The following is a 22,986-nucleotide window of genomic DNA, read 5'->3' on the forward strand; positions in this document are numbered from 1 at the left end:
GGTGCTTTCAGAGAAGTGCCAGGCGGGCCGGCGTGTGCACATATTTTACACATGCGCGTTGCGGCCGGGGAGTTTTGAAGCTGCAGAGCGCAGGCGGCCCTGCGGCGGCTCAATGCGCCGGCGCCTTCGGCTCCTGGCGCGCCAGTTTCGACGCCGGCGTGCTCTTCGACAGCTGTACCGGCAAGCCCTTCAGGTGGTTCAGCGCCTGTCTGAGCTGGAAGTCGTCGGCGCTGCCGTATTCGAGCGGCGTGCGCTTGCGCTCGATGGCGGCCAGGCGCAGCTCGTCCTCGGCGTCGTCGCGCGCGGCGCGCGCTTCTTCCTTGCTGCGGTCGTTGGCCAGGTGCTTTTGCAGGTCGGCTTCGCGCATGCGCAGGCCGTTCAGCGCGTCGCCGTCGGCGTTTTCGTCGACCAGGAAATCGGGCACGATGCCGCGCGCCTGGATCGAGCGGCCGGCCGGCGTGTAGTAGCGCGCGGTGGTGAGCTTGACGGCGGCGTCGTTCGACAGCGGCCGGATGGTCTGCACCGAGCCCTTGCCGAAGGTCTGGCTGCCCATGATGATGGCGCGCTTGTAGTCCTGCAGCGCGCCGGCGACGATTTCGGACGCCGACGCCGAGCCGGAGTTGACCAGCACCACCAGCGGCACGCTCTTGACGGCGGCCGGCAGGCGCGCCAGCGCGTCGCTGTCGCCGCGCAGCGAGTAGAACTCGGCGCGGCCGTAGAAGCTTTGTTTGGAGTCGGCCAGCTGGCCGTTGGTCGAGACGATCTCGGCGTCCTTCGGCAGGAACGCGGCCGACACGCCGATGGCCCCTTGCAGCAGGCCGCCGGGATCGTTGCGCAGGTCGAGCACCAGGCCTTTCAGGTTCGGCTCCTGCTTGTACATGGCGGCCAGGCGGGCGGCCAGGTCGTCGACGGTGGGCTCCTGGAACTGCGACACGCGCAGCCAGCCGTAGCCCGGTTCGACGATTTTCGCCTTGACGCTTTTCTGCACGATTTCTTCGCGCGCGATGACGAAGGTGAGGGGCGCGGCGGCGCTCTTGCGCAGCACCGTCAGGGTCACCCTGGTGCGCGGCTCGCCGCGCATCAGCTTGATCGCTTCGTCGAGCGCGAGGCCCTGCACCGGCAGCGCGTCGATGCGGGTGATCAGGTCGCCGGGCAGGATGCCGGCGCGCCAGGCGGGCGAATCCTCGATCGGTGCGACGATCCTGATGTAGCCTTCCTCGCTCTGGGAGATCTCGATGCCGAGGCCGACGAACTTGCCCTGGGTGCCTTCGCGCAGCTCGCGGTAGGCTTTCTTGTCGAGGTAGGCCGAGTGCGGGTCGAGCGAGGCGACCATGCCGGCGATCGCTTCGGTGAGCAGCTTGCGGTCTTCGGTCGCTTCGACATAGTCCGACTTGATCAGGCCGTACACGTCGGACAGCTGGCGCAGTTCTTCGAGCGGCATGCCGGCGTCGACCGGCTTTTGCGCCAGCGCCGAAAACTGCATCGAGACGGCCACGCCGGCAATCAGGCCAAAGCCGACCAGGCCGGCGTTCTTCAGTGTAGTGCCCATGATGGTCCTGACGGCGGCGGTGGCTGCAAGTGGAAACGGTTTTCGCGCCAGCGTGGCGGCGCGCCGATCCAGTATACGCTCGATTGCCGCGCACGCGTGTTGCCCGCGCAAGACTTGCCGCTTCGCACGCCAGCGGCGCGCGCGCAGCAGACCGCGCTCCTGCTGACCAAGATCACCTGCCGCTGCCGCGCGCTCTGTCACGCTTGGACGCGGCCGTGCCACTTTCGGTCAGCGCCGCCATCTTCTCGGGAACAGGCAACCATGACAGCGGGAAAACAGACGATATTGGTGACGGGCGCGGCCGGCTTCATCGGCAGCTTCGTGGCGGCGCGGCTGGCCGGGCTCGGGCACCAGGTCGCCGGCTGCGACAATTTCAACGATTACTACGATCCGCGCCTGAAGATCGGCCGCGTGCGCGCGCTGCTCGGGCCGCTGGAAGTGCCGTGCCGCGCGGCCGAACTGGCCGACCCGGTGCAGGTGGCGGCGCTGTTCGCGCGGGTGCGCCCGACCCTGGTGGTGCACCTGGCGGCGCAGCCCGGCGTGCGCCACTCGCTGGTGGCGCCGGGCGCCTACTTGCAGTCGAATCTGGTCGGGTTCGGCAACGTGCTCGACGCGTGCCGGCGCCACCATGTCGAGCACCTGCTGTATGCGAGCAGCAGCAGCGTGTACGGCGGCAATACCAAGTTGCCGTTCAGCGAGGACGACCCGACCGACGCGCCGCTGTCGCTATACGCGGCGACCAACAAGGCCAACGAGCAGATGGCGCATGCGTACAGCCACCTGAGCCGGCTGCCGGCCACCGGCGTGCGCCTGTTTAGCGTCTACGGGCCGTGGGGCAGGCCGGACATGGCGTACTTCAGCTTCACCGAAAAGCTGCTCAAGGGCGAAGCGATCCCGGTGTTTGCCGAAGGCCGGCTGCTGCGCGACTTCACCTACATCGACGACATCGTCGAAAGCGTGGTGCGGCTGCTGTTCAAGCCGTGGACCGGCAGCGACGTGGCCGCGCCGCACTGGGTCGTCAACGTCGGCAGCGAGCGGCCGGTGACGGTGCTCGACTTCATCAATACGCTCGAGCGGGTGCTGGGCGTACGCGCCGAACTCGATTTTCAGCCGATGCAGCCGGGCGACGTGGCAGCCGCCCATGCCGACGCCAGCCGCCTGCAGGCGTGGGTCGGATACGCGCCGACAACGCCGCTGGAAACCGGTTTAACCCTCTTTGGAGAATGGTATAATCCGCGCTCTCTCATCCGGCCAAACGCAGCCCCTTCAAAATGAAAAAAGTCCTTATCCTCGGTGTCAACGGCTTTATCGGTCACCACCTGTCCAAGCGCATCCTGGAAACGACCGATTGGCACGTGTACGGCATGGACATGCAATCGGAGCGCATCGAGGACCTGCTGGCGAACGAATCGTACAAATCGCGCCTGCACTTTTTTGAAGGCGACATCACGATCAACAAGGAATGGGTCGAGTACCACGTCAAGAAGTGCGACGTGATATTGCCGCTGGTGGCGATCGCCACGCCGTCGACCTATGTGAAGGAACCGCTGCGCGTGTTCGAACTCGACTTCGAGGCGAACCTGCCGATCGTGCGCTCGGCCGCCAAATACGGCAAGCACCTGGTGTTCCCGTCGACGTCCGAGGTGTACGGCATGAGCCCGGACGCCGAATTCGATCCGGAATCGTCCGACCTGGTGTACGGCCCGATCAACAAGCCGCGCTGGATCTACGCGTGCTCGAAGCAGCTGATGGACCGCGTGATCTGGGGCTACGGCATGGAAGGGCTGAACTTCACGCTGTTCCGCCCGTTTAACTGGATCGGCGCCGGCCTCGACTCGATCCACACGCCGAAAGAAGGTTCGTCGCGCGTGCTGACCCAGTTCCTCGGCCACATCGTGCGCGGCGAGAACATCCAGCTGGTCGACGGCGGCGAGCAGAAGCGCTCGTTCACGTACGTCGACGACGGCATCGACGCGCTGGTGCGCATCATCGCCAACGTCGACGGCATCGCCACCGGCAAGATCTACAACATCGGCAACCCGAGCAACAACTACTCGATCCGCGAACTGGCCCACATGATGCTCGAGCTGGCCGCCGAGTACCCGGAGTACCGCGCGTCGGCCAAGCAGGTCAAGCTGGTCGAGACCAGCTCCGGCGCCTACTACGGCAAGGGCTACCAGGACGTGCAGAACCGCGTGCCGAAGATCGACAACACGATGACCGAGCTGGGCTGGGCGCCGAAGTTCGCCATGCGCGACGCGCTGGTCGGCATTTTCGATTCGTACAAGGACAAGCTGGTCGATGCGAAGCAGTTGAATAACTGAGTCGAGGTCGATCAAGAATAAAACGGGCTGCTTCTGCAGCCCTTTTTATTTTGCAATGACCGCAAGACCGTCGTGGGTTGGCGGCTATCACGAACTCAGCGGTAAGCAAATGTAAGGTTTGGCATTATTGCCGAAATGCCAGCTTATAGTGCTTCCGTTTCTCCCCTCCACCTTAAGTGGTTTTGCCCATGGTCCGCCGTGGGCTTTTTTCATTGTGCGCACGACAAAACAACGCGTTGTGTATCGTAAAGTAAAAAACGGGGAGGGCGCGGCTGCGCGATGCGGGCCAGGGCTAGAATTGCTTTCTCGAGCAGCGACCCGGTTCCCCCGCGCCCTATGCATACACTCATTTTGATGGCCGCCAGACGTATGCATACCTGGCAAAAAATGACATTGCGGCTACGAAGTAGTCACCAGGCGCGGGGGCGCCATGTTACATTTGCGCTCGGCTTATCCGCCGACTCTTTAATCCTGCCCCATAAGGACAACCCGTGAAACGATATTTCCTGAGCACCCTGACCCTGAGCCTGATGGCCGCCTTCGCCGGCGCCGCCGACAACGCCAAGCCGGCCGCGCCGATCTCCGGCATCGACACGCAGTACATCGACAAGACGGTGCGCGCGCAGGACGACTTCTTCACGTACCTGAATGGGGAGTGGCTCAAGACGACTGAAATCCCGGCCGACAAATCGAGCTGGGGCACGTTCGCCAAGATGCGCGACGATCTCAACCCGCAGCTGCGCGGCCTGATCGAAGCGGCGCAGAAGGATCCGAAGAAAAAGGCCGGCACCGACACCCAGAAAATCGGCGACCTGTACACCAGCTACATGGACGAGTCGAAGATCGACGCGCTCGGCTACCGTCCGCTGACGGGCGAGCTGCAGCGCATCCGCGCACTGAAAGACAAGAAGGCGCTGCCGGCGCTGATCGCCCACCTGGCCAAGATCGGCGTGGCCGCGCCATATTCGATCGGCATCGGCCAGGACCAGCGCGAGTCGACCCGCTACGCGACCTACATCAGCCAGGGCGGCCTCGGCCTGCCGGACCGCGACTACTACCTGAAGAAGGACGACGCCAAGCTGGCCAACGTGCGCGCCAAGTATGAGCTTCATGTGGCGAAGATCCTCGGCATGGCCGGCGAAAAGGACGCCGCCGGCGCCGCCGCTAAGATCCTCGCGCTGGAAACCGCGCTGGCCGAAGTGCAGTGGACCAAGGTCGACAACCGCGACCCGGTCAAGCGCTACAACAAGATGGACTTTGCCCAGCTGGCCGCGCTCACGCCTGGCTACGACTGGAAGGGCGCGCTGTCCGCGGCCGGCGTCGCCGGCAAGGTCGACTACGTGATCGTCAACCAGCCTAGCTACTTCGCCGCGATGGACAAGATCGTCGCCAACACCGACCTGGCAACGTGGAAGTCGTACTTCGAGTGGCAGCTGCTGCGCAGCTATTCGGCCTACCTGTCGAAGCCGTTCTACGACGCCAACTTCGCGTTTTACACCGCCACCTTGTCGGGCGTGACTGCGCAGCAGCCGCGCTGGAAGAATGGCGTCTCGACGGTCGAAGGCGTGATGGGCGAAGCGGTCGGCCGCCAGTACGTGGCGCAGTACTTCCCGCCGGAGCGCAAGGCGCGCATGGAAGTGCTGATCGCGAACCTGCTCGAAGCGTACAAGCAGAGCATCGACACGCTCGACTGGATGAGCCCTGAGACGAAGAAGGAAGCGCAGGCCAAGCTGGCCAAGTTCAAGCCGAAGGTCGGCTACCCGAACAAGTGGCGCGACTATTCGGCGCTGACGATCAAGCAGGACGATTTGGTCGGCAACATGATGCGCGCGCGTACCTTCGGCTACAACCGCGGCGTCAACAAGCTCGGTAAGCCGATCGACCGCGAAGAGTGGGGCATGACGCCGCAAACGGTGAACGCCTACTACAGCTCGACGATGAACGAGATCGTGTTCCCGGCGTCGATCCTGCATCCGCCGTTCTTCGACATGCGCGCCGACGACGCGGTCAACTACGGCGCCATTGGCGCGGTGATCGGCCACGAGATCAGCCACGGCTTCGACGACAAGGGCAGCCAGTCCGACGGCGACGGCAACCTGCGCGACTGGTGGACCAAGGAAGACCGCGTCAAGTTCCAGGCCAAGGCCGACGCGCTGACCAAGCAGTACGACGCCTACAGCCCGGTCAAGGGCTACAACGTCAACGGCGCGCTGACGCTGGGCGAGAACATTGGCGACAACTCCGGTGTGGCGGTCGCGTACAAGGCCTACAAGCTGTCGCTCAAGGGTCAGCCGGCGCCGGTGATCGACGGCCTGACCGGCGACCAGCGCTTCTTCATGGGCTTCGGCCAGGTATGGCGCATGAAGATGCGCGACGAAGCGCTGATCGTGCAGGTCAAGACCGACCCGCACTCGCCAGGCCAGTTCCGCGCCAACGGCACCATGATGAACCAGCCGGCCTTCTATGAAGCGTTCGGCGTCAAGGAAGGCGACAAGATGTACCGCGCGCCGGCCGACCGCGTCATCATCTGGTAGTCGCAGCATCGGTAAAGGGAGGGGCGCGTCGCGCCCCTTTTTCGCATTCTGGCGAAGACATTGGAGTATTGAATGAACAAATATTTATTGAGCGCGCTGACGCTTAGCCTGATTGCCGGCCTTGCGCAGGCAGGCGGCGCAACCAAGGCGGTCGCCAAGGCGCCGGCGTCGGGCATCGCGGTCGAGTACATCGACCCGGCGGTGCGGGTGCAGGACGACTTCTTCAAGCACCTGAACGGCAAGTGGCTGACGTCGACCGAGATCCCGGCCGACAAGTCGAGCTGGGGCACCTTCGTCAAGCTCGACGACGACCTGCGCCCGCAGCTGCGCGCGATCATCGAGGACGCCGCCAGGAGCCCGAACGGCAAGGCCGGCACCGACGCCCAGCGCATCGGCGACTTCTACGCCAGCTACATGGACGAGCAGCGCGCCGACGCGCTGGGCCTGGCGCCGTTGAACGCCGAACTGGCGCGCATCGCGGCGATGAAGGACAAGGCGGAACTGCCGGCGATGCTGGCGCACCTGGGCCGCCAGAGCATCGACACGCCGTTCGATTTTGCGATCCACCAGGACGCCAAGGATTCGACCAAGTACGTCGCCGACATCATGCAGGGCGGGCTTGGCCTGCCGGACCGCGAGTACTACCTGAAGGCGGACGACGCCAAGCTGGCCGACGCGCTGGCGAAATACCAGGTGCACGTCGAGAAGATGCTGGCGCTGGCCGGCTCGAAGACGGCGGCGCTTGATGCCGCGCGCATCGTCGCGTTCGAGACCGCGCTGGCCAAGGTGCAGTGGACGCCGGTGGAAAACCGCGACCCGGTCAAGACGTACAACAAGGTCGACCTGGCGAAGATGGCGGAAGTGGCGCCGGGCTTCAACTGGAAAGCCTACCTGGACGGCGCCGGCATCAGCGGCAAGACCAGCTACGTCGTGGTCAGCCAGCCGAGCTACCTGAAGGGTTTTGCGCAGGTGTCGAACGAGACCTCGCTCGACACCTGGAAGGCGTACCTGCAACTGCGCCTGATCAGCAGCTACGCCAACGTGCTGTCGAAGCCGTTCGTCGACGAGCGCTTCGCCTTCAACGGCACCGTGCTGGCGGGGATCAAGGAGATGCAGCCGCGCTGGAAGCGCGCGGTCGGCACGGTCGAAACGGCGATGGGCGAGAGCCTGGGCAAGCTGTACGTCGAGAAGCACTTCCCGGCCGAGCGCAAGGCGCGCATGGAGGTGCTGGTGAAGAATCTGCTGGCGGCCTACAAGGTCAGCATCGACAAGCTTGACTGGATGAGCCCTGCGACCAAGAAGGAAGCGCAGGCCAAGCTGGCCAAGTTCACTTACAAGATCGGCTACCCGAACAAGTGGCGCGACTACTCGGCGCTGGTGGTGGTGCGCGACGATTTGGTCGGCAACGTGATGCGCTCGCGCGTGTTCGAATCGAACCGCCAGCTGGCCAAGCTTGGCCAGCCGATCGACCGCGAAGAGTGGGGCATGACGCCGCAGACGATCAACGCGTACTACAACCCGGAGATGAACGAGATCGTGTTCCCGGCGTCGATCCTGCAGCCGCCGTTTTTCGATGCGGACGCCGACGACGCGGTCAATTACGGCGCCATCGGCGGCGCGATCGGCCACGAGATCAGCCACGGTTTCGACGACCAGGGTTCGCAGTACGACGGCGACGGCAACCTGCGCAACTGGTGGACCGCGCAGGACCAGAAGAACTTCGCGGCCAAGACGCAGAAGCTGGTGGCGCAGTACGGCGCCTACAGCCCGCTGCCGGGCTATAACGTCAACGGCGAACTGACGCTGGGCGAAAACATCGGCGACAACTCCGGCGTGGCGATCGCGTACAAGGCGTACAAGCTGTCGTTGAAGGGCAAAAAGGCGCCGGTGATCGACGGCCTCACCGGCGACCAGCGCTTCTTCATGGGCTTCGGCCAGGTGTGGCGCGCGAAGATGCGCGAGCAGCAGCAGATCGTGCAGGTCAAGACCGATCCGCACTCGCCGGGCCAGTTCCGCGCCAACGGCACGATGATGAACCAGCCGGCGTTCTACGAAGCGTTCAAGGTCAAGCCGGGCGACAAGATGTACCTGGCGCCGAAGGATCGCGTGATTATCTGGTAGGGGCTCGCAGGTTAGGGCACTAATGCAGAAGGGCCGCATGCGCGGCCCTTCTTTGTCGATGACACTATTTCAACAGGCCGAGCAGGTAGCGGCCATACTCGCTTGCCGCCAAGGGTGCGGCAAGTTCGCGCACCTTGTTCGCATCGATCCACCTTTGCGCGTACGCGATCTCTTCAGGGCAGGCAACCATCAGGCCCTGGCGCCGCTGCAGCGTCGAGATGAAGCTCGACGCCTCAAGCAGGCTGTCGTGGGTGCCGGCATCGAGCCATGCGTAGCCGCGGCCCATTAGTTCGACGTTTAACTGGCCTTGCTCGAGGTAGCGCCGATTGAGATCGGTGATTTCGAGTTCGCCACGCGCCGAGGGCGCGATGCCGGCTGCGATATCGCATACCTGTTCATCGTAGAAGTACAGGCCGGTGACGGCGTAGCTGCTTTTCGGATGCAGCGGCTTTTCTTCGATGCTGACGGGGAGCTGGTTCCTATCGAATTCGACCACGCCATAGCATTCTGGATTGTGAACGTGGTAGGCAAAGACGGTCGCGCCACTGGCGCGGCTGCCGGCATTCTGAAGTTGCCTGACGAGGTCATGGCCGTAGAAGATATTGTCTCCCAAGACCAGCGCGCTTGGATGCGAGCCGACGAAGTCGCGCCCGACGATAAACGCCTGGGCCAGCCCGCCCGGAGATGGCTGCTCCTTGTATTGGATGCTCAATCCCCACTGCGCGCCGTCGCCGAGTAGCTCGGCGAAACGGGGCAGGTCGTGTGGCGTCGAAATGATCAGGATGTCGCGTATGCCCGCCAGCATCAGCGTGGTGAGAGGATAGTAAATCATCGGCTTGTCGTACACCGGCATCAGCTGTTTTGAAAAGGCTTTGGTCGCAGGATAGAGCCGCGTGCCGGACCCGCCGGCGAGGATGATTCCTTTGCGTGGCAAGTTCATACGCCGCGCTCTTGTTGCGCACCGCCAGTGACGGCGGCCACCCAGTCCTGATGTTCCAGGTACCACAGCACCGTCTTGCGCATGCCGCTGGCGAAGGTCTCGCGCGCTTGCCAGCCAAGTTCGCGTGCGATTTTGCCGGCGTCGATGGCATACCGGCGGTCGTGGCCGGGACGGTCGGCGACAAACGTGATCTGCGCCGCATAAGACTGTCCATCGGCCCTGGGTTTAAGCTCGTCGAGAATCGCGCAGGCCGTGCCGACGACATCGAGGTTGGACATTTCGCAGCCGGCGCCGACGTTGTACGTCTCGCCGGGAGTGCCGACGTCCAGCACGCGCCGGATGGCGGCGCAATGGTCCTTTACATAAAGCCAGTCGCGAATTTGCCGGCCGTCCCCATACAGTGGAAGCGGTCGACCAGCGAGCGCATTCTGGATGATCAGCGGGATCAGCTTCTCAGGATAGTGATAGGGGCCGTAATTGTTGGAGCAATTCGTCGTTACGACGGGCAGGCCGTAAGTGTGGTGATAAGCGCGCACCAGATGGTCGGAAGCGGCCTTGCTCGCAGCATACGGGCTATTCGGCGCGTAGCGGTCCGTTTCCCGGAATGCAGGTGCAGGGTCGCTCAAGGCGCCGTAGACTTCATCGGTGGATATGTGCAGGAAGCGAAAACTTGCCTTGGCGTCGGGGTCGAGGCTGCTCCAGTAGGCGCGTGTCGCCTCCAGCAAGTGAAAGGTGCCGACGATGTTGGTCTGTATGAATGGCGCCGGGCTGTCGATCGATCGGTCGACATGCGACTCGGCAGCGAAGTGAACGATGCCGCGCGGACGATGTTCACGCAGCAGGCGTGTGACAAGTGGCTGGTCCGCGATATCGCCTTGCACAAAGATAAGGCGCGGGTCGCCGTTCACGCTGGACAGCGTAGCCATGTTGCCGGCGTAAGTCAGCTTATCGAGGGTGAGGATGCGCTCGGCCGAGCCGGCAAGCCAATCGATTACAAAATTCCCGCCTATGAATCCAGCGCCTCCGGTTACTAAGATCATCCCGCCGCCTCTCTGTGGATCGTCGCACGCGCAGTCATCGTAAGCGTCGTGCCCATTTCAGTCTACTGCGGCAGAACGAGCCGACGAAAAAAAACCGCTCATGCAACCGAGCGGTATTTTGCGTCAAGCGAATGACTTATTTCACTGCGGCGGTCATGTAGTCGACTGCTGCCTTCACTTCGTCGTCCGAAGCGGTCGAGCCGCCCTTTGGTGGCATCATGCCTGCCTTGCCCTGGAAGCCCTTGATTGCGTGCTCGTACAGAAGTGCGTCGCCCTGCTTGACGCGATCTGCCCAGGCTGCCTTGTCGCCGAGCTTCGGCGCGCCGGCGATACCTGCGCCGTGGCAAGCCACGCACGAGGCGTTGTAGACGTTCTTGCCGGTATCGACAGCGAGCTTCGGTGCGGCGGCGGCTGGCGCCGGCGCTGCTGCGGCCGGTGCGGCTGCAGCAGGAGCTTCCGCCACTGGCGCGGTGGCCGCTGGTGCGGCTGGCGCCGCTGCCGGCACTGCAGGCTCCTTGAACTTGCCGCCGGACTGGTTGGCCAGGTAGACCACTGCACGGGCCACTTCCACGTCGTCGAGGTCCGGGTTGCCGCCTTTGGCAGGCATGCCGCGGATACCTTCGATAGCGTGCTTGAGCAGCGTGTCGTAGCCTTGCGCGATACGTGGCGCCCAGCCAGCGGCGTCGCCGAGCTTAGGAGCACCGGCGGCGCCGCTGGTGTGGCATGCGGCGCAGATGGCCGTGTAGACGGATTCGGCCGACTGCAGCACTTTCGGTGCGTTGACGTCTTTCAGCGTGAAGCCCTCTTCGGCCACCGGACGCAGGCGCGCCGCAATCGCTTCCGCGCTCTGGCTCTCGGTGCCCTCGCCGGTCAGCTTGCTGGTGGTGACAAACGACACCAGCAAAATGATGCCGATGACGGTGACCAGGAAGAAGCCGGCCACGGCAGCAACTAGCTGCTTTGGCGTACGGATCGCGGATTCGTGGTGTTCGTTGTGTGCGTCGCTCATGATGTCCTTAATACAATTTTGAAATCTGCCGGGCCGGAGTGGTTTGTTTGAGATATGCAAACACTCGCCAAACCCGCGATTATAGACGCAATGCCCTTGTTTTGGAACGGAAATTGCCCTTGCCGCGACACTTTCCATGGACGGCGCGACGGAAAAACTGTATCCTTCGCATCTCTTCAGATATTCCCCCTACGCGGCTGTAGCTCAGTGGATAGAGTATTGGCCTCCGAAGCCAAGGGTCGTGGGTTCGATCCCCGCCAGCCGCACCAAATTCCCAGCGTTCGACCCAGCCAGGCTCTTACAGGTCAGGCAGCTCTGCCACCAGCGGTTGCCCCGGCTTTGCTCTCTTCCAGGTTTGTTCATTTATCCTTTGCCGTACTGAGGCAGCCGTCTCCGCGCCAAAGGGTGTCGAAATATCTTACAGCTGCTTTGCACCGGAAGCGTCAAGTGATTGTAAACGCAGCAATATATCTGTTGGCCTGCTTCTTGCTTCTACTATTTTTGGTAAGCAAAGTCGATCCGGGGGATGTATGAGAAAAATATTACGAGTTCTATTGATTGCAGTCGGAGCGCTCGCGTGGATACCAGCTGCGAACGCGGGGCTGTTCACGACGAACTACGGCGGGTTGGTTGCCGAGTTGAGTGACTGCGACGATTGCGCAAGTTCGACTCCCACACTGTTCGGCGGCGGGCAATCGATTAATTTTTTCGGGAACAACTACACCGGACTGTATATCAGCAGTAACGGTTACCTGACTTTCGACGCTCCCCACACCCGATTCGACACGCAACCTATCGATACACAGACGGTTGGCCCCATGATCGCGGGGCTGTTCACCGATCTAGACACAACTGCCGACAGCGAATCGAACGTGTACGTCAACAATTTGACCGTCGGCGAAATAATCGTCACCTATGAAATGGTATTTCATAGTGGTGACAACACAATGCGGAGCACTTTTCAACTGCTGGTCCGGTCTGATCAGAAGAGCATTCCTGCGGGCGAAGGCCAACTGGGGTTTTTCTACGGCGATATCAACGATAGCAACCTCGTATCCGCAGGCTTCGGTGATGGACTAATCACGGTCGACCCCCGTGAGGTCTCCTTTGCGTCGGATGTTCCCGGAATCACGTTGAGTAATAATGCGCCGCGCTTTTATACCCTGGAGGGCGGCGGTACTGTCGAGCCGCCGCCTGCCGGTGTGCCTGAGCCGGCGTCGCTAATGCTAATTGGCGTTGGAATGGCCGCGCTGGCCGCCTGCCGATTTCGACTCCGACCTCGATCTGCAACCTGATATTGAGGGCCGCCATGTGCGGCCTTTTTTTTGCCTGGTCGATCTTCCACACCCTCAACGCTGTTCGGTCGCAGAACCCGGTATTCAACATCGCGTCGCCCGCACACGACAGACACATATCGTTTGGAAACATTCTCATGTGTCGGTGCTAGAATTGCATCCTCAAACGCTGTGGATGTGCTTTCACAGCAGTTTTTGCTGCGCAAGGAGCAACATTAGGTTCTCTAGAGATCCAGTGCAGCCCGCGAATCCCTTAGCGGCGCATTATTTTTGCAGCCGATAGGGGATTTTTTTCGGTGCGCGCGCAGGTTTGGTTCAGCGGGGGAGCCGAAGTTGTCGGTGCCCGCATAGCATGATGACAACGGATTCGGTTGGGTGTTGTTTCTTTTGGACAAATTTAATTGCTTTTTGACGTGGCGCATGTATTTCTGTGATATATTTGTTGTTAATATAATTGCAAAACTGATTTTCGAACGGAACCTGGAAAATGAAACTTGATGACATCGTAGCAGTGGTGGGACTTGGATATGTTGGCATGCCGCTGGCAGTCGAATTTGGCAAGAAGCGCACGACGATCGGATTCGATCTTTCCAGCAGCAAGATCGAAAGCTACAAAAAATATATCGATCCGACCGGCGAATTGTCGTCGGCGGAATTGAAAGCGGCCGACCAGCTGTCCGTCAGCACCGATCCGGCCGCGCTGGCTGATGCCAAATATATCGTCGTGGCGGTACCGACCCCGGTCGACCAGGCACACAATCCGGATTTCACGCCATTGGCCGGCGCCAGCAAGACCGTCGGCATGCACATGAAAAAGGGCGCGATCGTCATTTTCGAGTCGACCGTGTATCCGGGCGCGACCGAAGAAGTCTGCATCCCGATCCTGGAACAGCACTCCGGCCTGAAATGGAAAGAAGATTTCCACGTCGGCTTTTCGCCTGAGCGGATTAATCCGGGCGACAAGGAACACACGCTGACGACGATCTTGAAAGTGGTTTCCGGCGACGACGCCGAAACGCTCGAACTGGTCGCCCAGCTATATGAATCGATCATTACCGCCGGCGTGCACCGCGCCTCCAGCATCAAGGTGGCGGAAGCGGCCAAGGTTATCGAGAACACCCAGCGCGACCTGAATATCGCGCTGATGAACGAACTGGCGATCATTTTCGACAAGATCGGCATCGATACGCTGGAAGTGCTGAAAGCGGCCGGCACCAAGTGGAATTTCCTGCCATTCCGCCCGGGCCTGGTCGGCGGCCATTGCATCGGCGTCGATCCGTATTACCTGACGCACAAGGCCGAAATGATCGGCTATCACCCGCAAGTGATTCTGGCAGGCCGCCGCATCAATGACGGCATGGCCAAGTTCGTTGCCGAGAAAACCGTCAAGTCGATGATCGCCGCCGGTTTCCACGTCAAAGGCTCGAAAGTCAACGTGATCGGCCTGACGTTCAAGGAAAACTGCCCGGACCTGCGCAATTCGAAAGTGGCCGACATCGTCTACGAATTGAAATCGTACGGCGTCGATGTGCACGTCTACGATCCAGTGGCGTCCGCCGCTGAAGCCAAGCACGAATACGACATCGACCTGGTCAGCTGGGAAGACCTGCCGCGCGCCGACGCCATCATCGCGGCGGTATCGCACAAGGAACTGCTGGCCCGGCCGCTGTCGGACCTGCAATCGAAACTGAACGAAGGCGGCTGCTTCATCGACGTCAAATCGCAGTTCGACCAGAAGGCGATCACCGAAGCAGGTTTTAGCGTCTGGCGCCTGTAAGGCTTTGCAGTAACGGTGCCGGCGCGGCTTGCGGCGGCACCGGCATCAACCAGGAATAACAGTGACGAAATTTAACGACATCCAGCAGCACCTCAGCACGCATAGCTACCACTGGCTGGTGACCGGCGCGGCCGGCTTCATCGGCTCGAACCTGGTCGAAGCCTTGCTCAAGCTGAACCAGCGCGTCACCGGGATGGACAATTTCGCGACCGGCCACCAGCACAACCTCGACCAGGTGCAACAGCTGGTCGGCGCCGATGCCTGGCAGCGCTTCGACTTCGTCAACGGCGACATCCGCCAGCTGGCCGATTGCGCGCGCGCCTGCCAGGGCGCCGATTTCGTGCTGCACCAGGCCGCGCTCGGTTCGGTGTCGCGCTCGATCCAGGATCCGATCGCCACCAACGAGACCAACGTCACCGGTTTCCTCAACATGCTCACCGCCAGCCGCGACGCCAAGGTCAAGCGCTTTGTCTACGCCGCCTCGAGCTCGACCTATGGCGACCACCCGGACCTGCCGAAGCAGGAGCCGGTGATCGGCAACCCGCTGTCGCCGTACGCGGTGACCAAATACGTGAATGAGCTGTATGCAAATGTGTTCGCGCGCACATACGGCAGCGAGACGATCGGATTACGATACTTCAACGTTTTCGGTCCACGCCAGGATCCGCATGGCGCTTACGCCGCGGTGATTCCGCAGTGGATCGCCGCCCTGATCGGCAACAAGCCGCTGTTCATCAATGGCGACGGCGAGACCAGCCGCGATTTTTGCTTTATCGATAATGTAGTGCAGGCGAACCTGCTCGCCGCGCTGGCCGACCAGCCGGGCGCGGTCAACCAGGTGTACAACGTGGCGCTGAATCAGCGCACCAGCCTGAACCAATTGCACGCGATGATGTGCGAACTGCTGCGCGACCGCTTCCCCCATGTGCTCGAGCACAAGCCGGAACATGCGGGCTTTCGCGCCGGTGACGTGCGTCATTCGCAAGCGGACATCAGCAAGGCGCAGACGCTGCTCGGTTTTGCGCCGACCCACCGTATTGGCGAAGGCCTGAAGCAGGCGATGGACTGGTATGTCGACAGCCTGACCAAAGACAGCAAGTGATTGAGCAATTGATACAGCAAGTGATCGCTCAAATGAAATTGCCGCTTCTGAATTGCGGACAGGCACTTGCCTGATGCAGCGCGGAGCGGCAAAGAAGAAAGCGGGAGATTAACGTGTTAAAAATTTCGAATCACTATGTATCGAAGATCGTCTTCGTGCTGTTGTTCGTCGAAGTGCTGGTGCTCATTGGCGCCGCCTACGCCGGCGCGGCCGTGCGCCTGCTCGACCCCGGCGCGCCGGCCACGCCGCAGCTGGAACACTTTTTCATTTCCGCCGTCGCCTTTGCCGGCGCCATCATCTTCAGCATGAGCGCAATGGGCATGTACCAGCTCAACTTCAGCGAAGGGCTGCGCAATCCGTTTTTCCTGAAGCTGATGCCGTCGTTCCTGATGGGCTTCGCGATCCTGACCCTGGTGTTCTATGTCGCCCCGGAGCTGTACTTCGGCCGCGGCATCCTGCTGCTGGTGTTTGTCATCGCCGCCTGCGGCATTTTCCTCGCCCGCATCATCTTCTTCAAGACGTCCGAGCAGCGCTTCTTCGAGTCGCGCATCATCTTCCTCGGTGGCGGGCCGCTGGCCAAGGAATGCGCCGACCTGGCGAAACAGAACAACAAGTACCACAAGTACGACATCGCCGGCTTCATCCCGAGTCCGTCCGAGGAGCTGTGCGTGCCGGCCGACAGCCTGCTGACGATCCGCGACGGCGATTCGCTGGTATCGCTGGCCAACCAGCACAACGTCAGCGAAATCGTGGTGTCGGTGCAGAACCGGCGCGGCGGCTTCCCGATCAAGGAGCTGCTCAACTGCAAGCTGCAGGGCGTCAAGGTGACCGACGCGGCCACCTTCTTCGAGCGCGAAACGTGCCAGATCCGGGTCGACTCGCTGCAGCCGTCGTGGCTGGTGTTTGGCGGCGGCTTCGACCAGAGTTTCTTCCGCATCTTCATGAAGCGCGGCTTCGACCTGATCTGCTCGACGATCATCCTGGCCGTGTCGTTCCCGGTGATGATGGTGACCGCGCTGCTGATCTACCTGGAAGACGGCGCGCCGATTTTCTACTCGCAGGAACGGGTGGGCCTGGACGGCAAGTCGTTCAACGTGCTCAAGTTCCGCAGCATGCGCAACGACGCCGAAAAAGGCGGCAAGCCGCAGTGGGCGGCGCAGAACGATCCGCGCGTGACCCGCATCGGCAACTTCATCCGTCGCGTCCGCATCGACGAACTGCCGCAGATTCTCAACGTGTTCAAGGGCGAGATGTCGTTTGTCGGCCCGCGCCCCGAGCGGCCATTCTTCGTCGAACAGCTGATCGAGGTGGTTCCTTACTACAACGTGCGCCACAGCATCAAGCCGGGCATCACCGGCTGGGCGCAAGTGCGCTACGGCTATGGCTCCTCGGCCGAGGATGCTTTGCAGAAGTTGCAGTATGACCTGTATTATGTGAAGAATAACAGCCTGTTCCTGGATATCCTGATCCTGATCGATACGCTGAAGGTGGTGCTGTTTCGCAGCGGCCGCTAAGCGCATCGCCGAACGGCCGACCACCTTCGATGTCGACTTAAACCGGGAACAACGCATGCGCACAATCGCTGAACAGATGGACGGTCCACGTTGACCACCATCGCCAGCTTCAGCTATGCGACCGCCGCGCTGGCGTTCTTGCTGCTCAGCGTGCTGCTGTCGACCACCTGGCGTGGCCGCGCCCACGGCCGCGTGCTGGTACTGGCGTCGGCCATCACCGCCGGGTCGAACGCGCTGCTGGCGTGGGAAGCGCTGCACCCGATCCAGTGGTCGGTCGCCACCGACAGCGTCGAGATCCTGCGCAACGGCGCCTGGTCCGCCTTCCTCATCATCCTGCTCGGCCATTTCGAAGACAAGGACAGCAAGCTGCCGTTCCGGCTGCGCCCGAGCCTGGCCCTGATCATCGCCTTCTACGTGCTGTTCTTCGGCGCCACCTTGCTCGGCTATTTCCGCCTCGAGCTGGTCAGCGAGTCGGGCCTGATGCCGGGCGTGGCGGGGCGGATGGGCATGGCGGTGCTGGGCATGCTGCTGGTCGAGCAGCTGTACCGCAACAAGCCGGAGCAGGAGCGCTGGGCGATCAAGTTCGCCTGCCTTGGCATCGGCGCCATGTTCGCCTACGATTTCTACCTGTACAGCGACGCCATGCTGTTCCACAAGGTCAATGCCGACATCTGGGCCGCGCGCGGCGCCGTCAACGCGCTGACCGTGCCCTTGATTGCAGTGTCGGTGGTGCGCAGCGCGTCCTGGTCGGCCGAGCTGGCCGTGTCGCGCCGCGTCATGTTCCACTCGGCCGCGCTGTTCGGTTCGGCGATCTACCTGCTGACGATGGGCTCGGCCGGCTACTACCTGCGCTACTTCGGCGGCAGCTGGGGCTCGGTGATGCAGGTGACGTTCCTGTTCGGCGCCGTCATCCTGCTGCTCGGCATCTTGTTTTCCGGCTCCTTCCGCGCCTGGCTGCGCGTATTCATCAGCAAGCACTTCTACAGCTACAACTACGACTACCGCGAAGAGTGGCTGCGCTTTACCAGCACCTTGTCGAAGCCCGGTCCGGGGCTGGGCGACCGCGCGGTGCAGGCGGTCGGCGCGCTGGTCGAGAGCTCGGCCGGCTTGATGTGGATCCGCCGCGAGTCCGGCTTGTTCGAGCCGGCCGCCAACTGGCAGGTGGCGCCGGCAATGGTGTCGGAGCCGGCCGATTCGCCGTTCTGCCAGTTTCTCGACAGTAAAGAGTGGGTGGTCGACCTGCAGGAATACGAGGAGTGGCCCAGCAAGTACGACGACGTGGCGATGCCGGCCTGGCTGCAGGCCTACCCGCGCGGCTGGCTGGTGGTGCCGTTGATGATGCAGGGCCGCCTGTTCGGCTTCATGCTGCTGATGCAGCCGCGCAGCGCCATCAAGCTGAACTGGGAAGTGATCGACCTGCTTAAAATTGCCGGCAACCAGGCGGCCAGCTACCTGGCCCAGTACGAGGCGGCCAACGCGCTGATGGTGGCGCGCCAGTTCGAGTCGTTCAACCGGATGTCGACCTTCGTCGTGCACGACCTGAAGAACCTGGTGTCGCAGTTATCCTTGCTGATGTCGAACGCCGAGCGTCACAAGCACAACCCCGAATTCCAGAACGACATGATCGAGACGGTCAATTTCTCAGTGCAGAAGATGAAGCTGCTGCTGCAAAAGCTGAGCCGCACGGTGACGCCGGAAAATCCGGTGGCGCTGCCGATCGAGCGCCTGCTGCGCCAGGCCGTCGCGATGAAGGGCGGCTTCGAGCCGCAGCCGGCGCTGACGGTGGCCGACGCCGGCCTGACCGTGCGCGCCGACTGGGAGCGGCTCGAGCGCGTGGTCGGCCACCTGATCCAGAATGCGATCGAGGCGACCGCGCGCGACGGCCGCGTCGAGATCGGCCTGGCCAGGCGCGGCGAGAGCGTCTTGATCCGCATCACCGACAATGGCGAGGGCATGAGCGAGGACTTCATCCGCGAGCGCCTGTTCAAGCCGTTCGAGTCGACCAAGTCGGCCGGCATGGGCATCGGCGCCTTCGAAAGCCAGGAATATATCGAGGAACTGGGCGGCACGCTGGAAGTGACCAGCGAGCGGGGCCGCGGTTCCACGTTTACCATCATCTTGCCGCTGCTAAAGCAAGAGCGGCAGGACGCGCACACCCTCAATCAGGCAGCATGAGTACCTAAGGATTTGCCGTGACGACAACCAAACAAAAACTGCTGATCATCGAGGATGATCCCGGCCTGCAAAAGCAGCTCAAGTGGAGCTTCGACGCCTACGACGTGGTTGTGGCGGGCGACCGCGAAAGCGCGCTGGCGCAGATCCGCCGCCACGAGCCGGCGGTGGTGACGATGGACCTGGGCCTGCCGCCCGATCCGGACGGCTCGACCGAAGGGCTGGCCACGTTGCAGCAGATCCTGGCGCTAGCGCCGGACACGCGCGTCATCGTCCTGACCGGCAACCAGGAGCGCGGCAACGCCGTCAAGGCGATCGCCATGGGCGCCTACGACTTCCACCAGAAGCCGTGCGACCCCGAGGTGCTGGGCCTGGTGATCGAACGCGCCTTTTTCCTCAACGCGCTGCAGCAGGAAAACCGCCGCATGCAGCAGTCGCAGGCCGATTCGCCCATGTCGGGCGTGATCTCGCGCGACGCCGGCATGCTCAAGGTGTGCCGCAATATCGAGAAAGTGGCGCCGACGTCGGCGTCGGTGATGATTCTCGGCGAAAGCGGCACCGGCAAGGAAGTGCTGGCGCGCGCGCTGCATGCATTGAGCCCGCGCGCGTCGAACCGCTTCATGGCGATCAACTGCGCGGCGATTCCCGAAAACCTGCTCGAGAGCGAACTGTTCGGCTACGAAAAGGGCGCGTTTACGGGCGCGGCCAAGCAGACCAAGGGCAAGGTCGAACTGGCGCACGGCGGCACCTTCTTCCTCGACGAAGTGGGCGACCTGCCGATGGCGCTGCAGGCAAAGCTGCTGCGCTTCTTGCAGGAGCGCGTGGTCGAGCGCGTCGGCGGCCATGAAGAAATTCCGGTCGACGTGCGCATCGTCTGCGCGACCCACCAGAAGCTGCGCGACCTGACCGCCACCGGGCGCTTCCGCGAAGACTTGTATTACCGCCTGTCGGAGATCGTCGTTACCATCCCGCCGCTGCGCGACCGCGTCGGCGACGCGGCGCTGCTGGCGCACCACTTCAAGAACAAGTTCAGCGCGCAGGAATCGCGCTCCGCGCTGCACTTTTCCAACGAGGCGATCGGCGCCATCGAAGCATACGGCTGGCCGGGCAATGTGCGCGAAATGGAAAACTGCATCAAGCGCGCCGTCATCATGACCGACGGCCAGTACATCGCCGCCGACGACCTTGGCCTGAACGGCCCGGCGCCGGAGGAAGAGCCGTTAAATCTGCGCCAAGTGCGCGACGAGGCCGAGTACAAGGCGATCGTCAAGGCGCTGGCGCGCGTCGACGGCAACATCGTCAAGGCGTCCGAGATGCTAGGCATCAGCCGCCCGACCATGTACGACCTGCTGGGACGGCACGGCATCAAGTCGCCCGGCTAAGCCGGCCCATGGGACTGACGACGGTGCTGGCAACGGCGTGCAAGCTGCTGGTACTGCCGCCTGGCGGCATGTTCGCGCTCGCCGCGCTCGGGCTGCTGGTGTGGCGGCGCCGGCCGCGCCTCGGCAAGGCGCTGTGCGGCGTGTCGCTGGCGCTGCTGTATGTGCTGTCCACCGGTGTGGGCAGCTGGCTGGTCGTGCATCCGCTCGAGTCGCTCGAGCCGGCCCTTGGCGCCGGGCCGTCGCCGGCGCAGGCAATCGTCATGCTGACGGCCGGGCGCGTGCGCAACAGCCCTGAATACGGCCTGCAGCCGGTGCCCGACTTCACCGCCCTCAAGCGCATCAGCTATGCCGCCCACCTTTTTCGCAGCCGCCAGCTGCCGCTGCTGGTAACCGGCGGCATGGCCACCGATCTCGCCAACGAAGTGCCGCTGGCGATCATTACGCGGCGGGTGCTGGAAAACCAGTTCCAGATTCCCGTCACCTGGACTGAAATTGCGTCGCGCAATACGTCGGAAAATGCGCGCTTTTCGGCCGCGATCCTCAAGCGGGCCGGCATCGGCCACGTCATCCTTGTCACCGATGCGGTGCACATGCGGCGCGCGCGCCTGGCGTTCGAGCGCGCCGGCATCGCCGTCACGCCGGGCCCGACGTTTTACCAGGAGCCTGGCCCGTTCGGACCGCTGCGGCTGTGGCCATCGGCCGAAGGCCTGCGCCGCTCGCATGCCGCGCTGTACGAGTGGCTGGGGCTGGCCTGGTATGCCCTCACCGACAACTAACCGGGCAAGCTCCATGTATCCACGTCGTCACCGCGCTGTCCGCACCTGGTCGACCCTTGCCTTGCTGGCGCTGGTCGCTGCCGGCGCCGTTGCGGCCGTGGTGGTGCAGTCGGCCGGGGTCGCCCCACGTGCGCTGGCCAGGCATATCGATCGCCATGCCGAAGGCCACCCTGCGCTGCTTACCAACAGCGCCGGCTGGGTGGCGCGGACCTTGACCACGCTCGACCGCGGAGACGGCGCGCCACTGGCCATACCCGGCATCGGCGCACTGCCGCGGGCGATGGCGTCACGGCAAACTGGCCGCGAAGTCTTGCTCGGCAGCGCCACGGAAGTGCGCAGCGCAATTGCGCAAGCATTGCCGGGCGACGTACTGACGATGCTGCCGGGTCACTACAAGTTCAGCCAGACGCTGTCGCTGGCGCAGCCGGGGCGGCCCGACAGCAAGATCACGCTGCGCGCGCGGCGGGCCGATACGGTGTTGATCGATTTCGCGACCGCGCAGGGCGTCGTCGTCACCGGGCCGGACTGGCGGGTGGAAAACCTGACGGTGCGCGGCGCCTGCACGGCGCAGCCGGATTGCCAGCACGCGTTCCATGTGGTGGGCGGCGCCGTTCGCTTCACCGCGGTCAACAACACCATCTCCGACTTTAACGCCCATTTCAAGATCAATGGCGAGCAGGGCCGCTTTCCCGATGACGGCCTGATCGAAGGCAATACGCTGACCAATGCCAGCGTGCGCGAGACCGCCGGCGCCGTCACGGTGATCGACATGGTGGGGGTGAACGGCTGGACCATCCGGCGCAACCTGATCAGCGACTTCGTCAAGGGCGGCGGCGACCGCATCAGCTACGGCGCATTTGCCAAGGGCGGCGGCGCACGCAACGTGTTCGAGCAAAACGTCGTCATCTGCGAGTCGCGCCTGCGCGGCCTGGCCGGCCAGCGCGTCGGCCTGTCGCTAGGCGGGGGCGGCAGCGGCAAGCAATACTGCCGCGACAGCAAATGCATCACCGAGCAGGACCAGGGAGTGATCCAGTCGAACCTGGTGGCGTCGTGTTCCGACGCCGGCATTTACCTCAACGGCGCCGCGCGCAGCCAGGTGCTGCACAATACGCTGCTCGACACCAGCGGCATCGAGGCGCGCTTTGCCGGTTCCACCGGCGACATCGAGGGCAACCTGGTCGATGGCCAGATCGTTCAACGCGACGGTGCGCTATTGCGCCTGCGCGAGAACCGCACGACGGTGGCGGCGGCGCTGTTCGTCGGCCAGCATCCGGTGCGCCGGCTGTTTTCCACCGATGGCGCGGCGGTACTGGCATGGCGCGGGGCGCCACCGCGCCGCACAGCGCCCACGCCAGCGCTGCCTGACTTGTGCGCGGCCGCGCGGCCGCAACTGGCGGCGTTGGGCGCGTTTGAAGACCTGGCCCGGTGCAGGCACAAAGCGGCGCCATGAT

General features: G+C 63.0%; 16 protein-coding genes and 1 tRNA gene. 13 read left to right on the forward strand and 4 right to left on the reverse strand.

The window, feature by feature from the left end; all coding sequences use genetic code 11:
- Nucleotides 1-109: 109 nt before the first annotated feature.
- A complete protein-coding gene (locus tag CR105_RS02035) occupies nt 110-1,549 on the reverse strand; it encodes a S41 family peptidase (RefSeq protein ID WP_099786753.1) in 1,440 nt (479 codons plus the stop codon).
- A gap of 261 nt (nt 1,550-1,810) precedes the next feature.
- Between CR105_RS02035 and CR105_RS02040 the strand changes: the two genes are divergently transcribed.
- From CR105_RS02040 to CR105_RS02055, 4 genes are all read left to right on the forward strand, one after another.
- Nucleotides 1,811-2,824: an NAD-dependent epimerase/dehydratase family protein gene (locus tag CR105_RS02040; RefSeq protein WP_099786754.1), complete on the forward strand. Its 1,014-nt coding sequence runs from the start codon at nt 1,811-1,813 to the stop codon at nt 2,822-2,824.
- A complete protein-coding gene (locus CR105_RS02045; RefSeq protein ID WP_099786755.1) occupies nt 2,821-3,873 on the forward strand; it encodes a bifunctional UDP-4-keto-pentose/UDP-xylose synthase in 1,053 nt (350 codons plus the stop codon). The genes CR105_RS02040 and CR105_RS02045 overlap by 4 nt, the downstream gene beginning before the upstream one ends.
- A gap of 530 nt (nt 3,874-4,403) precedes the next feature.
- Nucleotides 4,404-6,407, forward strand: coding sequence for a M13 family metallopeptidase (locus CR105_RS02050; RefSeq protein WP_180288069.1), 2,004 nt, complete (start codon nt 4,404-4,406; stop codon nt 6,405-6,407).
- A 72-nt stretch (nt 6,408-6,479) separates the two neighbouring features.
- Nucleotides 6,480-8,528 (forward strand): M13 family metallopeptidase, encoded by a 2,049-nt coding sequence (locus CR105_RS02055; protein ID WP_099786757.1) that lies wholly within the window; start codon nt 6,480-6,482, stop codon nt 8,526-8,528.
- Between the two features lie 64 nt (nt 8,529-8,592).
- On the opposite strand, the gene rfbA is transcribed toward CR105_RS02055, so the two are convergent.
- From rfbA to CR105_RS02070, 3 genes are all read right to left on the reverse strand, one after another.
- Nucleotides 8,593-9,462, reverse strand: coding sequence for a glucose-1-phosphate thymidylyltransferase RfbA (gene rfbA / locus CR105_RS02060; protein WP_099786911.1), 870 nt, complete (start codon nt 9,460-9,462; stop codon nt 8,593-8,595).
- A 2-nt stretch (nt 9,463-9,464) separates the two neighbouring features.
- Nucleotides 9,465-10,508 (reverse strand): dTDP-glucose 4,6-dehydratase, encoded by a 1,044-nt coding sequence (gene rfbB, locus CR105_RS02065; RefSeq protein WP_099786758.1) that lies wholly within the window; start codon nt 10,506-10,508, stop codon nt 9,465-9,467.
- Nucleotides 10,509-10,644: 136 nt separating this feature from the next.
- Nucleotides 10,645-11,517: a c-type cytochrome gene (locus tag CR105_RS02070; RefSeq protein WP_099786759.1), complete on the reverse strand. Its 873-nt coding sequence runs from the start codon at nt 11,515-11,517 to the stop codon at nt 10,645-10,647.
- A 193-nt stretch (nt 11,518-11,710) separates the two neighbouring features.
- Between CR105_RS02070 and CR105_RS02075 the strand changes: the two genes are divergently transcribed.
- The 9 genes from CR105_RS02075 to CR105_RS02115 all read left to right on the forward strand — a co-directional run bounded on the left by CR105_RS02075 (nt 11,711) and on the right by CR105_RS02115 (nt 22,985).
- Nucleotides 11,711-11,786 (forward strand) — tRNA-Arg (locus tag CR105_RS02075).
- A 261-nt stretch (nt 11,787-12,047) separates the two neighbouring features.
- On the forward strand, nt 12,048-12,812 hold the full coding sequence (locus tag CR105_RS02080; protein ID WP_099786760.1) for an NIDO-like domain-containing protein: 765 nt from the start codon (nt 12,048-12,050) through the stop codon (nt 12,810-12,812).
- Between the two features lie 487 nt (nt 12,813-13,299).
- A complete protein-coding gene (locus CR105_RS02085; protein WP_099786761.1) occupies nt 13,300-14,589 on the forward strand; it encodes a nucleotide sugar dehydrogenase in 1,290 nt (429 codons plus the stop codon).
- Nucleotides 14,590-14,644: 55 nt separating this feature from the next.
- Nucleotides 14,645-15,691 (forward strand): SDR family oxidoreductase, encoded by a 1,047-nt coding sequence (locus tag CR105_RS02090; RefSeq protein WP_370660664.1) that lies wholly within the window; start codon nt 14,645-14,647, stop codon nt 15,689-15,691.
- Nucleotides 15,692-15,804: 113 nt separating this feature from the next.
- The gene (locus CR105_RS02095; RefSeq protein ID WP_180288058.1) at nt 15,805-17,205 is read left to right on the forward strand and encodes a TIGR03013 family XrtA/PEP-CTERM system glycosyltransferase; all 1,401 of its coding nucleotides are present in this window, start codon (nt 15,805-15,807) and stop codon (nt 17,203-17,205) included.
- A 90-nt stretch (nt 17,206-17,295) separates the two neighbouring features.
- Complete coding sequence (prsK, locus tag CR105_RS02100; protein WP_099786763.1) at nt 17,296-19,380, forward strand: XrtA/PEP-CTERM system histidine kinase PrsK; 2,085 nt, start codon at nt 17,296-17,298, stop codon at nt 19,378-19,380.
- Nucleotides 19,381-19,397: 17 nt separating this feature from the next.
- Entirely contained in the window at nt 19,398-20,759 is a 1,362-nt protein-coding gene (prsR, locus tag CR105_RS02105; RefSeq protein WP_099786764.1) for a PEP-CTERM-box response regulator transcription factor, read from the forward strand.
- 8 nt (nt 20,760-20,767) lie between these two features.
- On the forward strand, nt 20,768-21,535 hold the full coding sequence (locus CR105_RS02110; protein ID WP_099786765.1) for a YdcF family protein: 768 nt from the start codon (nt 20,768-20,770) through the stop codon (nt 21,533-21,535).
- A 13-nt stretch (nt 21,536-21,548) separates the two neighbouring features.
- Nucleotides 21,549-22,985: a right-handed parallel beta-helix repeat-containing protein gene (locus tag CR105_RS02115; protein WP_099786766.1), complete on the forward strand. Its 1,437-nt coding sequence runs from the start codon at nt 21,549-21,551 to the stop codon at nt 22,983-22,985.
- The last annotated feature ends 1 nt before the right edge of the window (nt 22,986 follow it).

The organism is Massilia eurypsychrophila (assembly GCF_002760655.1).
Classification (GTDB): Bacteria; Pseudomonadota; Gammaproteobacteria; order Burkholderiales; family Burkholderiaceae_D; genus JAFCUW01.

What these genes read in the sequence shown, in the direction of transcription:
- CR105_RS02035 (WP_099786753.1), bottom strand. Translation starts at nt 1,549, where the DNA reads ATGGGCACTACACTGAAGAACGCCGGCCTGGTCGGCTTTGGCCTGATT.
- CR105_RS02040 (WP_099786754.1), top strand. Translation starts at nt 1,811, where the DNA reads ATGACAGCGGGAAAACAGACGATATTGGTGACGGGCGCGGCCGGCTTC.
- CR105_RS02045 (WP_099786755.1), top strand. Translation starts at nt 2,821, where the DNA reads ATGAAAAAAGTCCTTATCCTCGGTGTCAACGGCTTTATCGGTCACCAC.
- CR105_RS02050 (WP_180288069.1), top strand. Translation starts at nt 4,404, where the DNA reads ATGGCCGCCTTCGCCGGCGCCGCCGACAACGCCAAGCCGGCCGCGCCG.
- CR105_RS02055 (WP_099786757.1), top strand. Translation starts at nt 6,480, where the DNA reads ATGAACAAATATTTATTGAGCGCGCTGACGCTTAGCCTGATTGCCGGC.
- rfbB (WP_099786758.1), bottom strand. Translation starts at nt 10,508, where the DNA reads ATGATCTTAGTAACCGGAGGCGCTGGATTCATAGGCGGGAATTTTGTA.
- CR105_RS02070 (WP_099786759.1), bottom strand. Translation starts at nt 11,517, where the DNA reads ATGAGCGACGCACACAACGAACACCACGAATCCGCGATCCGTACGCCA.
- CR105_RS02080 (WP_099786760.1), top strand. Translation starts at nt 12,048, where the DNA reads ATGAGAAAAATATTACGAGTTCTATTGATTGCAGTCGGAGCGCTCGCG.
- CR105_RS02085 (WP_099786761.1), top strand. Translation starts at nt 13,300, where the DNA reads ATGAAACTTGATGACATCGTAGCAGTGGTGGGACTTGGATATGTTGGC.
- CR105_RS02110 (WP_099786765.1), top strand. Translation starts at nt 20,768, where the DNA reads ATGGGACTGACGACGGTGCTGGCAACGGCGTGCAAGCTGCTGGTACTG.
- CR105_RS02115 (WP_099786766.1), top strand. Translation starts at nt 21,549, where the DNA reads ATGTATCCACGTCGTCACCGCGCTGTCCGCACCTGGTCGACCCTTGCC.